Raw genomic sequence first — 10,291 nt, 5'->3', positions numbered from 1 at the left:
ACCCGATCCCATCTCGAACTCGGCCGTTAACCGCCCCAGCGCCTATGGTACTGTGTCTCAAGACACGGGAGAGTCGGTCACCGCCAGACCTGCCAAGCACGCACACCTTCCCTCATCGCGAACACACCCTGGCGCGGGGTGGAGCAGCCCGGTAGCTCGTCAGGCTCATAACCTGAAGGTCACAGGTTCAAATCCTGTCCCCGCAACCAACCACATGAACAAGCCCGTCAGCGAAAGCTGGCGGGCTTTCTCGCGTTCAGCTCAGCGACAGCCGTACGCGGCGGTTCTGCTTGCCCTTCTTCTCGATCGCCGTGACGGTGGCGGTACCGATCTCACCCGTCCGGGCGACATGGGTGCCGCCGCAGGGCTGGAGGTCGAGGCCCTCGATCGCCACCAGACGCACCCGGCCGCTGCCGATCGGCGGCTTCACCGACATCGTCTTGACGAGGCCGGGATTGGCCAGCAGCTCCTCGTCGCTGATCCAGCGCGTCGTCACCGCCTCCTTGTCGAGACCGGCATCCGGGATGTCGAAGTCGAGCCGGCCCTCGCCGTCGCCGATCGAACCGCCGGTGACCGGGTAGGGGAGGGCGACCGACAGCAGGTGCAGAGCCGTGTGCACCCGCATGCGGGCGTGGCGCAGAGGCCAGTCGAGGACGAGGCGCACCGTCTCGCCCGGCGCCGGCAGGACCATGCCCGGGGCGACGCGATGCAGAATCGTGCTCTTGTCGGGACCGTAGACGGTGTCGAGAACCGCGATCTCGGTTCCATCCGCCCGCACCACGTGGCCGCGGTCGCCGGGCTGGCCGCCGCCCTGCGCGTAGAACAGGGTCCGGTCGAGGACGAGACCGGTATCGTCCGCCGCAACGATGCGAGCCTCTGCTTCGCGGAAATAGGCGTCGTCGCGGAAGAGGAGTTCGGTGGGCATGGGGGCCTTATCACACTCTGAGGCGGGAAGCGCGACATTGGCGCGTCGCCGCGCCGCCGTCGAGGTTTTGGTAAACGTTAACCATCTCGGTTAGCGAAGGCGCAGGAGTGCCGGGCCTATCCTCCGGATCAGTTCCGCGTCCGAGCCCGCGATGATCGCCACCCCGACCTTCCCGGACCTCTCGGCCCTCGTGGTCGACGAGAGCCTCTATATCCGCCGTATCGTGCGCGACATGCTGATGCGCGTCGGCATCAAGCGCCTGCTCGAGGCGCCGGACGGCGCCGAGGCGCTGGGCGTGCTCGCCGAGAGCAAGCCCGACCTCGTTGTGCTCGACTGGGATCTGGCGATCCTCTCCGGCGAAGAGTTCATCCGACTCGCGCGCACCCCGGCGACCTCGCCGGCGCCGACCGTGCCGATCATCCTGATGCTGGCACAGCCGCGCCGGAACGTGGTCGACCGGGCGATCAATCTCGGCGTCAACGAGATCATCGCCAAGCCGTTCTCGCCCAAGACCCTGTGGTCGCGCCTCGACGAGGTGATCAACCGGCCGCGGCCGTTCTCGCAGGTCAAGAGCCTGCTGCGGCCGCAGCCGCGCCTGGCTGCGGCGGCCGCCGTCAAGGGCATGCTCTGAGGCTTCGTCGCGAGTTAATCCGCGAGTCTAAAGTCTTATCTCTTCCCCGGTAATCCTGCTTTCGGCCGGCCCGACCTTTGTCCAGTATCCCGTTCCAAACCGGGCGCTCCCGCCGTCCGGACGGATCAGGGAGAGAAGCATGCTCACGCGCCTCGCCGCCGTCGCTGCCGTTCTAGCAGCCATCTCCGGCCCGGCCGCCGCCCAGGACGTCGTGCGTCTCGGCAACCTGAAATTCGCCCATTACGGCGCGATCTCCTACATGAAGGAGATCGCCGCGAAGTATAACCTGAAGATCGACGAGAAGCAGTTCGCCAAGGGCGCCGACATCTACCCGGCGATGGCCGTCGACCAGATCGACATCGCGGCCTCGGGCGCCGACGGCGCGGTGGCGGCGCGCGGCAACGGCGTGAAGCTCCTGGTGGTGGCGGGCTTCGCCAATGGCGGCGTGCGCATCCTCGGCCGGCCTGATCTCGGCGCCAAGACCCTGGCCGACGTGAAGGGCAAGAAGGTCGCGGTGGTGCGCGGCGGCACCCAGGACCTGATGCTGCTGGCCGAGCTGGAGAAGAACGGCCTGACCTGGTCCGAGCGGGCGGGCAAGGACGTCCAGCTCGTCTACTTCAACAACTACGCCGACCTGAACCAGGCGCTCGCCCAGAAATACGTCGACGTGATCTGCCAGAGCGAGCCGCAATCGACGCAGGCCATCTCGAACGGCTGGGGCTACGAGATCGTCAAGCCCTACGACACCCCGGTCGGCGTGCCGTACCGCCCGCTGGTCATGACCGAGAAGATGTACACCGAGAAGCCCGAGATCGCCGCCCGGGTGCTGAAACTGTTCGTGGAGGCGACCAAGACCTTCATCGAGAAGCCGGACCTGGCGGAAAAGTACGTCCGCGAGCAGGTCTTCAAGGGCCAGCTCAGCAGCAAGGATTTCCGCGATTCGATGGAGAACGCGGATTACACCTACGACATGCCGGCCGGCCACATGCAGGTCACCGCGGACCTGATGCACAAATACGGCCTCGGCAAGATGGTCAATCCGCCGAAGGGCGACGCCGAATGGGTCAAGCTCGACCTGCTCGAGAAGGCGAAGGCCGAGCTCGGCGCCAAATCGACCACGAAGACGAACTGAGCTCCGCATCGTGACCCGCCTCTCCGCCTTCCGCGGCGCGCTGCTGCCGGTCGGGCTCCTGATCCTTTGGGAGCTCGCCAGCCGGGCCGGCCTGTTCTCCGCCGTGGTGCTGCCGCCGCCGAGCGCGGTGGCCTCGCGCTGGTTCGCCAGCCTGATCCCGGCCCTGCCCTACGATCCGGCGAGCCAGAGCTACGCCGCCTGGCTGGTCTCGGGCGAGCTGCCGCACGACGCGGTGGCGAGCCTCGGCCGGGTGATCGCGGGCTTCGCCATCGGCGTCGGCCTCGCCCTCCCGGTCGGCCTGCTGATGGGCACGAGCGACCGGCTCTACGGCCTCGTCAATCCGCTGCTGCAGATCCTGCGGCCGATTCCGCCGATCGCCTACATCCCGCTCGCCATCGTGTGGTTCGGCCTCGGCAACCCGCCGGCCCTGTTCCTGATCGCGCTCGGCACCTTCTTCCCGGTCCTCGTGAACACGGTGGCGGGGGTGCGCCAGGTCGATTCGATCTATATCCGCGCGGCGCGCAACCTGGGTGCGAATTCCTGGACGATGTTCCGGCGGGTGATCCTGCCGGCGGCGAGTCCGTTCGTCCTCGCCGGCATGCGCATCGGCATCGGCACCGCCTTCATCGTGGTGATCGTCGCCGAGATGATCGCGGTGTCGGACGGGCTCGGCTACCGGATCCTCGAGGCGCGGGAATACATGTGGTCGGACAAGATCATCGGCGGCATGCTGACGATCGGCATCCTCGGCCTCGTCATCGACGGCGCGATGTCGCGCTTCAACGATCACCTGCTGCGCTGGCACCGCGGCCTGGAGCGCTGACCCCATGACCGCACCGCTCCGCAAGCCCGAGCCTGTCCACCGCTCCGCGCCGGCCGCCGCCGAGATCACGATCGACCACGCCTCGAAGGTGTTCGGCACCGGCGCGGGCGCCGTGGTGGCGCTCGAGGACGTCACCGCCGCGATCCCGAGCGGGCAGTTCGTCTGCCTGCTCGGGCCCTCGGGCTGCGGCAAGTCCACCCTGCTCAACGCTATCGCGGGATTCTCGCCCCTCACGACTGGCGAGATCCGGATGGCGGGTCGTCCGGTCGTCGATCCGGGCCCTGACCGGGGTATGGTCTTCCAGGAATACGCCCTGTTTCCCTGGATGACGGTGGAGCAGAACATCCGCTTCGGCCTCGACATCAAGGGCGCGGCGCGGGGGGAGGCCGACGCGGTCGTCGCCCGGATCGCGGACAAGCTCGGCCTGTCGGACTTCCTCGGCCGCTTCCCCAAGGACTTGTCCGGCGGCATGCGCCAGCGCGTCGCCATCGCCCGCATCCTGGCCCTCGATCCGCCGGTGATGCTGATGGACGAGCCGTTCGGTGCCCTCGACGCGCTGACCCGGCGCACGCTCCAGGACGAGTTGCTGCGGATCTGGGCCGAGTACCGCAAGACGATCGTGTTCGTGACCCACTCGATCGAGGAGGCGATCTACCTCGCCGACCGCATCGTCGTGCTCACCTACCGCCCGGGCCGGATGAAGCGCGACCTGATCGTGCCGCTCGCCCGCCCCCGCGACACGGCCTCGGCCGAGTTCAACGCGCTGAAGCGCGAACTCGCCGGGCTGGTGATGGAGGAGCAGCAGCGCTTCACCCAGGCCGAGCTGCACGGGACGGCGGTCGATTGACCACAATTCGTTGGCGGACATCGGGATTACCCCGGTGATGGGGCGGCGGCCGCGGCACGATCGCGGCTTTGCGTTCCGCCCGGAGCCACGTAAGCTCCCCATCATGTGATGGACTTTTCGCCCCGCGAGGGTGCGGATGTGAGGGATATCGGCACGGCCGATGAGGGATGAGACGGTCGTCTCCGTGCCGGCGCGCGCCGCGGAGTACGCCGAGACAGCGCGCGCGACCGCGCCTCCGCCGCACCCGGCGGGGGATGATCCTCCACGTCGCCCGGACCGGCGCGCCTACGCGGCGCTCGATCTCGGCACCAACAATTGCCGGCTCCTGATCGCCGAACCGGCGCCCTACGGGTTCCGGGTGATCGACGCCTTCTCGCGCATCGTGCGGCTCGGCGAAGGATTGGGCAGCACCGACCGCCTGAGCGACGGCGCGATCGAGCGCACCGTCGACGCGCTGGCGGTCTGCCTCGGCAAGATGCGCTCCCGCGGGGTGGTGCGGGCGAAGTCGATCGCTACCGCGGCCTGCCGGCTCGCGGTGAACGGCCCGGCCTTCGTCGACCGGGTGCACCGCGAGGTCGGCCTCGACCTCGAAGTGGTGGACCGGCGCACCGAGGCCTATCTGGCGGTCACCGGATGCGCGGCGCTCGCCGACCGGCACGCCGAATCGGTGGTGATCTTCGACATCGGCGGCGGCTCGACCGAGATCGTCTGGCTCGACGGCTCGGCCGCCCTCGCCCGCAGTGCCGACCCGACCCTGCGCATCCGCGCCTGGGACTCGCTCCCCGTCGGAGTGGTCACCCTGGCCGAGCGCTACGGCGGGGCCGACGTGACCCGCCCGGTCTTCGAGGGCATGGTCGAGGAGGTCGCCGACCGTCTGACCAAATTCGCGCTGATCGCGGGCGCGGCCGCGCACGCGCCGAACTTCCACCTCCTCGGCACCTCCGGCACGGTGACGACGCTCGCCGCCACCCATCTGCGCCTGCCGCGCTACGACCGGCGGCGGATCGACGGGCTGTGGATGCGCGACCGCGAGGTGACCGACGCCATCGACGGCCTGCTCGCCACGCGGCTGTCGGACCGGGCGCAGAATCCCTGCATCGGTCGCGACCGGGCCGATCTGGTGCTCGCCGGCTGCGCCATCCTGGAGGCGATCCGCCGCGCCTTCCCGTCCGAGCGCCTGCGCATCGCCGATCGCGGCCTGCGCGAGGGGCTCTTGATGAACATGATGCGCGAGGACGGGGTCTGGCGCCGGGGCGTGCGGCCGGGCTGACACGGCGTTCCGGGCTTGCGCATGTCAGCCCGGGGCGTCATCTGCCTTGCAAGATTTCGATCATCGAAGGTCAAGGCATATGAGCGATCGTCGCGGCGGCGGCGTCCGGGGCGACCTGAAGCAGCGGGTCAAGACCGCGCGCGGGCGCACGGTCTCCTCCAAGATCTGGCTGGAGCGCCAGCTCAACGATCCCTACGTGGCCCGCGCCAAGCGCGAGGGCTATCGCTCGCGGGCGGCCTTCAAGCTCATGGAGATCGACGACCGCTTCCGGCTGCTCAAGCCCGGCCAGCGGGTGGTCGATCTCGGCGCGGCGCCCGGCGGCTGGTCGCAGGTGGCGGCGGCCAAGGTCGGCAGCCATCCGGGCGCACCGACGCCGCGCGGCCGGGTGGTCGGCATCGACCTCCTCGAGATCGAGCCGATGCCGGGCGTCGACTTCGTCACCCTCGACTTCCTCGATCCGACCGCGCCGGGGCTCCTCACCGAGATGCTGGGCGGGCCGGCCGACGTGGTGATGTCGGACATGGCCGCCAACGCCACCGGCCACAAGAAGACCGACCACCTGCGCATCATGGGGCTCGCCGAGACGGCGCTGGCCTTTGCCCGCGAGATCCTGGCGCCGGGCGGCACCTACCTCGCCAAGGTGCTGCAGGGCGGCACCGAGGGTGGCCTGCTCGCCGACCTGAAGCGCGATTTTTCCGCCGTGCGCCACGTCAAGCCGGCGGCGAGCCGGGCGGATTCGAGCGAGCTCTACGTACTGGCGACCGGCTATCGCGGGGCCGAGGCGACCGACGGGCCGTATCGCGAGACCGATGACGGTGATGAGGAGGACGAGGCGGGCTGGCGGCCGTGACCCCGGCGGCGGCGATGGATCGCGCCCGGGCGCTCCTCCTGGCGGAGGGATTTTTCGAGATCGGGCAGGGGACGCGGGGCGAGAGCTTCTACTTCGGGCTGCCCGGTGCCGGGGGGCAGGTGCGGGTGGCGAATCACGCCCGCACGCCGAAGCAGCGGTTGAAGCATCCGGAGGTGGTGGCGAGCCTCGTCGTGACGGGGCCGTTGTCGGAGGCGACGCTCCAGGAGCGTGTGCGGGCCACCCTGCGGGATTTTCGAGCGCGCCAAGCATAGACAATGACGGCAATCGGGCCATCCTGACCCCTCTAGGGTAAGCGCGCTCCTCCTCTTGCATGGAGGAGCGGATCTGCGGTTCCAATTCTTATCAGCTTGGCTGCGTGAGTAGCTGATTTCAATCCCTTGCGGCCGTTCCACATCTCGCGCCCCCGGTCAGGGAGAGCAAGTGCCTGGCGATGACCGGATCGCCGACTGGTCGATCTGTTCCGGTGACCTCACCCAGTCCCTGTCTGCCCTGTGATACCATTTCCGGAAGATTACTTCCGGAAATGGTATCACCAGCCCGCGCGGCACCTGAGCGAAGCCGATTTCCGCATCGCGAAGCGATCAATCGGAAATCGTATGAGGCGCGGGCCGTCGCGTCGTGAGCGTGGCTCGATGCGACGTCCGCACGGGGCGCTGCCGTTCCCCGCGAGGTGTGGGGTCAGGTTGCCGCAACCACAGCGATGGGTCGCGCCGGCGAAACAACCTATCGTATTTATGATTTGTCTCTCCGCGCAATTCGATATAACGCGGAGTGCCTATACTTGACTTATTCTAAATAAGAAATAGTCGTATTTTCTGCCGAAAATCAATAGCTTGACCCGCTCACATGGATGATTTCCCTTTCAAGGATACGAATATCACCGGTCTCGCCTGTGATATCGTCGACACCTACGCCACGAGGAAGACCGTTTCGGTATCCGATTTGACGAGTCGTATTGCGGCAACTCACGCACGATTGGCGAAGCTGTGTGCAGGAATAGCGCCTCTCGAACGTAAGTTCATACCTATCGTCCCAATCGAAGGGACGGTTACCCCCGATCACATCATTAGTCTGGAAGACGGAAAACCCTACAAGGCGCTCAAGCGCCACTTGGCATCGCATGGACTTACCCCCGACCAGTACCGCCGCAAATGGGATCTGCCGCCCGACTACCCGATGGTCGCCGTCAATTACGCAGCGCGGTGTTCCAGCTACGCCAAGCGTATCGGACTGGGTCGAATCCGTCGCAAACCGACTATCGCTCAGGAAGCGAACATCAAAACGCAAATTCAGCTTCGCGCACTAAAATGTCGCTATAAGCACTAATCCGCGTTCTTCATTTGGCGCACAATTGCCTATCGATAACTAATGTTGGCTCTATGCCCGAGACAAGCAATGCCGAGATACTATTTTGATGTTCACGATGGACAGTACCTCACCCGGGACGAGGTCGGCATGGAGTGTCGTGATTCGGATGCGATCAGGGCCGAAGCGATGGCCGCCCTGCCAGCGACTGCGCGAGATGTCGTACCAAGGGAAGGGGATCGGCAGGCCTTGACGATACTCGTCCGCAACACGAGCAATCTGACCGTTCTCACGGCCACCTTGACCTTCTCCAGCATCTGGCTGGGGGAGGACACGCCGCCGTTGGCGGAAGATTTCGATCAAGCGGGACTTGTCTTTCTCATCTGAAGAGAGGTTTTCCGTACATGCTCCTCGGGTACGGACGAAGGGCTACGTCCCGCTCCGGGCCGCAAGAGGGACGACGACATCCGGGATAGCGGGATCCGACGACGCCGCGCCCGCTCACCCCGCCCGCTTCGCCGCATCCGCCAGGAACTCCGCCACCGCCTCGACGAAGGGCTGCCCGTAGGCGTCCCGCTTGCGCTCGCCCACCCCGTGGACCGAGCGCAGCGCCCAGAGGTCGACGGGCTTGGAGCGTGCCATCTCGATGAGCGTCCGGTCGGGAAAGATCATGTAGGCGGCGACGCCCTCCTGGCGGGCGAGCGTCGCGCGCAGGCCCCGCAGGTGCTGGAACAGGGCCTCGTCGGCCTCCGACAGGCCGAGCGTGTCGTCGCGGTCGGTCGAGCCGCGGCGGCGCTCCTTCGGGGCCTTCGGCTCGGGATCGGGGCGCAAGCTCACCGGCTCGCGGCCGAACAGGATCGCCTCGCCCTTGTCGGTGAGGGACAGGCCGCCATAGCCGTCGCCGTTCTCCGCCACGGCGCCGGCCGCGAAGAGCTGGCGCAGGATCGCCCGCCAGGCCGCCACCGGCTTGTCCGATCCGACCCCGAAGGTCTTGAGCTGGGCGTGGCCGTTGCGGCGGATCTGGTCGCTCTCCTTGCCGTGGACGAGGTCGCAGATATAGGCGGCGCCGAAGCGCTGGCCGGTGCGCACCACCGCGGACAGAACCTTCTGCGCCGCCACCGTGCCGTCGATGAGGGAGACGCCGCCGCGGCACAGGTCGCAGCGCCCGCACGGCTCGCTCTGCTCGCCGAAATAGCCGAGCAGCGACTGGCGCCGGCAGGTCGCGCCCTCGCAGAGCCCGATCATCGCCTCGAGCTTGCGGCGCTCGACCCGTCGGCGGTCGTCCGGCACCTCCTTCTCGTCGATCTGGCGCCGGCGGAGCGCCATGTCGTCGAGGCCGTAGAGGGTGAGCGTGTCGGCCGGCAGCCCGTCGCGGCCGGCGCGGCCGATCTCCTGGTAGTAGCTCTCGATCGTCGAGGGCATGTCGGCGTGGCAGACGTAGCGCACGTCCGGCTTGTTGATGCCCATGCCGAAGGCCACCGTCGCCACCACCACGACGCCGTCCTCCTGGAGGAAGGTGTCCTGGTTGCGCATCCGGACGGTCTGGTCGAGGCCGGCATGGTAGGCGAGCGCGTTGAAGCCGTCCTGTTGCAGGATCTCGGCGATCTGCTCGGTGCGCTTGCGGGAGGAGCAGTAGATGATGCCGCTCTCGGCCTTGCGCGGGCGCAGGAAACGGGAGAGCTGGCGCGTCGGGTGCTCCTTCGGCGCGAAGGTCAGGCGGATGTTCGGCCGGTCGAAGGAGTGGACGAACAGCTCCGGCTTGCGGCCGCGGGGAAACAGCCGCTCGGAGATGTCGGCCCGGGTCGCGGCGTCGGCCGTTGCGGTCAGCGCCACGGTCTGCACGTCGCCGAGCGCCTCGCGCGCGCGCGCGAGATCGCGGTATTCGGGCCGGAAGTCGTGGCCCCATTGCGAGACGCAGTGGGCCTCGTCGACCGCCAGCCGCCGGACGCCGGCGCCCTGCAGCGCCTCGATCAGGCCCTCCATCAGCAGCCGCTCGGGCGAGACGAAGAGCAGGCGCAACGATCCTGAGCGGATGCCGCGCCAGGTCTCGCGGGCGCTCGATTCCGAGACTGTCGAATTGAGGGTGCCGGCCGCGATGCCGAACCCCTCCATCTGCTTCACCTGATCGTGCATCAGCGCGATCAGGGGCGAGACGACCACGGTCAGCGACTGCTCCACCAGGGCGGGGAGCTGGTAGGTCATCGACTTGCCCGAGCCCGTCGGCATCACCGCGAAGACGTCGCGCCCGTCGAGCACGGCGCCGATCACCTCGGCCTGGCCGGGACGGAAATCCTCGTAGCCGAAGGTCTTTCGGAGCGCGGCGCGGGCCTCGTCGAGGCGGTCTGTCATGATGTTCGATGGCTCCGCGCGGCCTCGCGACGGGGCGCGAGGCGTGTCGATGGATCGGCGCCGGTGTCTATACAGGAACGCGCCCCCTGTCGCTCGACATCCGCGCCCGGACGATGGACCGGCTGGCTGGTAAATTGG

At 67.8% G+C, this 10,291-nt stretch carries 11 protein-coding genes, 1 tRNA gene and 1 rRNA gene; 11 read left to right on the top strand and 2 right to left on the bottom strand.

The window, feature by feature from the left end; translation table 11 throughout:
• Both rrf and BM430_RS11875 read left to right on the top strand, forming a co-directional pair.
• Positions 1-89: ribosomal RNA gene (rrf, locus tag BM430_RS11880) — 5S ribosomal RNA — on the top strand; the annotation flags it as partial.
• A gap of 43 nt (positions 90-132) precedes the next feature.
• Positions 133-209, top strand: a tRNA-Met gene (locus BM430_RS11875).
• 47 nt (positions 210-256) lie between these two features.
• Here BM430_RS11875 and BM430_RS11870 read toward each other — a convergent pair.
• Positions 257-925 carry an alanyl-tRNA editing protein gene (locus BM430_RS11870; RefSeq protein WP_093567461.1) on the bottom strand — a complete coding sequence of 223 codons (669 nt, stop codon included), beginning with the start codon at positions 923-925 and terminating at the stop codon, positions 257-259.
• Positions 926-1,076: 151 nt separating this feature from the next.
• Between BM430_RS11870 and BM430_RS11865 the strand changes: the two genes are divergently transcribed.
• The 9 genes from BM430_RS11865 (at position 1,077) to BM430_RS11825 (ending at position 8,191) form a co-directional block, all read left to right on the top strand.
• Complete coding sequence (locus tag BM430_RS11865; RefSeq protein WP_048427611.1) at positions 1,077-1,556, top strand: response regulator; 480 nt, start codon at positions 1,077-1,079, stop codon at positions 1,554-1,556.
• Between the two features lie 139 nt (positions 1,557-1,695).
• Positions 1,696-2,688 carry an ABC transporter substrate-binding protein gene (locus tag BM430_RS11860; protein ID WP_093567460.1) on the top strand — a complete coding sequence of 331 codons (993 nt, stop codon included), beginning with the start codon at positions 1,696-1,698 and terminating at the stop codon, positions 2,686-2,688.
• Between the two features lie 7 nt (positions 2,689-2,695).
• On the top strand, positions 2,696-3,511 hold the full coding sequence (locus BM430_RS11855) for an ABC transporter permease (RefSeq protein ID WP_093567459.1): 816 nt from the start codon (positions 2,696-2,698) through the stop codon (positions 3,509-3,511).
• Between the two features lie 4 nt (positions 3,512-3,515).
• On the top strand, positions 3,516-4,358 hold the full coding sequence (locus BM430_RS11850) for an ABC transporter ATP-binding protein (RefSeq protein WP_093567458.1): 843 nt from the start codon (positions 3,516-3,518) through the stop codon (positions 4,356-4,358).
• A 160-nt stretch (positions 4,359-4,518) separates the two neighbouring features.
• Positions 4,519-5,628, top strand: coding sequence for a Ppx/GppA phosphatase family protein (locus BM430_RS11845; protein ID WP_093567457.1), 1,110 nt, complete (start codon positions 4,519-4,521; stop codon positions 5,626-5,628).
• A gap of 79 nt (positions 5,629-5,707) precedes the next feature.
• The gene (locus BM430_RS11840) at positions 5,708-6,478 is read left to right on the top strand and encodes an RlmE family RNA methyltransferase (RefSeq protein WP_093567456.1); all 771 of its coding nucleotides are present in this window, start codon (positions 5,708-5,710) and stop codon (positions 6,476-6,478) included.
• Between the two features lie 14 nt (positions 6,479-6,492).
• On the top strand, positions 6,493-6,750 hold the full coding sequence (locus BM430_RS11835) for a hypothetical protein (RefSeq protein ID WP_093567475.1): 258 nt from the start codon (positions 6,493-6,495) through the stop codon (positions 6,748-6,750).
• Positions 6,751-7,345: 595 nt separating this feature from the next.
• On the top strand, positions 7,346-7,825 hold the full coding sequence (locus tag BM430_RS11830) for a Ros/MucR family transcriptional regulator (RefSeq protein WP_093567455.1): 480 nt from the start codon (positions 7,346-7,348) through the stop codon (positions 7,823-7,825).
• Between the two features lie 69 nt (positions 7,826-7,894).
• Positions 7,895-8,191: a DUF6894 family protein gene (locus tag BM430_RS11825; RefSeq protein ID WP_093567454.1), complete on the top strand. Its 297-nt coding sequence runs from the start codon at positions 7,895-7,897 to the stop codon at positions 8,189-8,191.
• 114 nt (positions 8,192-8,305) lie between these two features.
• Here BM430_RS11825 and recQ read toward each other — a convergent pair whose 3' ends face one another.
• Complete coding sequence (gene recQ / locus BM430_RS11820; RefSeq protein ID WP_093567453.1) at positions 8,306-10,153, bottom strand: DNA helicase RecQ; 1,848 nt, start codon at positions 10,151-10,153, stop codon at positions 8,306-8,308.
• Between the last annotated feature and the right edge of the window lie 138 nt (positions 10,154-10,291).

The sequence above is a fragment of the Methylobacterium sp. 174MFSha1.1 genome, from assembly GCF_900116815.1.
Classification (GTDB): domain Bacteria; phylum Pseudomonadota; class Alphaproteobacteria; order Rhizobiales; family Beijerinckiaceae; genus Methylobacterium.
Note: the sequence above shows the minus strand (reverse complement) of the source record. Positions and strands in the feature narration are given on the sequence as shown.

What these genes read in the sequence shown, in the direction of transcription:
- BM430_RS11825 (WP_093567454.1), top strand. Translation starts at nt 7,895, where the DNA reads ATGCCGAGATACTATTTTGATGTTCACGATGGACAGTACCTCACCCGG.
- BM430_RS11835 (WP_093567475.1), top strand. Translation starts at nt 6,493, where the DNA reads ATGGATCGCGCCCGGGCGCTCCTCCTGGCGGAGGGATTTTTCGAGATC.
- BM430_RS11845 (WP_093567457.1), top strand. Translation starts at nt 4,519, where the DNA reads ATGAGGGATGAGACGGTCGTCTCCGTGCCGGCGCGCGCCGCGGAGTAC.
- BM430_RS11860 (WP_093567460.1), top strand. Translation starts at nt 1,696, where the DNA reads ATGCTCACGCGCCTCGCCGCCGTCGCTGCCGTTCTAGCAGCCATCTCC.
- BM430_RS11850 (WP_093567458.1), top strand. Translation starts at nt 3,516, where the DNA reads ATGACCGCACCGCTCCGCAAGCCCGAGCCTGTCCACCGCTCCGCGCCG.
- BM430_RS11830 (WP_093567455.1), top strand. Translation starts at nt 7,346, where the DNA reads ATGGATGATTTCCCTTTCAAGGATACGAATATCACCGGTCTCGCCTGT.
- recQ (WP_093567453.1), bottom strand. Translation starts at nt 10,153, where the DNA reads ATGACAGACCGCCTCGACGAGGCCCGCGCCGCGCTCCGAAAGACCTTC.
- BM430_RS11840 (WP_093567456.1), top strand. Translation starts at nt 5,708, where the DNA reads ATGAGCGATCGTCGCGGCGGCGGCGTCCGGGGCGACCTGAAGCAGCGG.
- BM430_RS11865 (WP_048427611.1), top strand. Translation starts at nt 1,077, where the DNA reads ATGATCGCCACCCCGACCTTCCCGGACCTCTCGGCCCTCGTGGTCGAC.
- BM430_RS11870 (WP_093567461.1), bottom strand. Translation starts at nt 925, where the DNA reads ATGCCCACCGAACTCCTCTTCCGCGACGACGCCTATTTCCGCGAAGCA.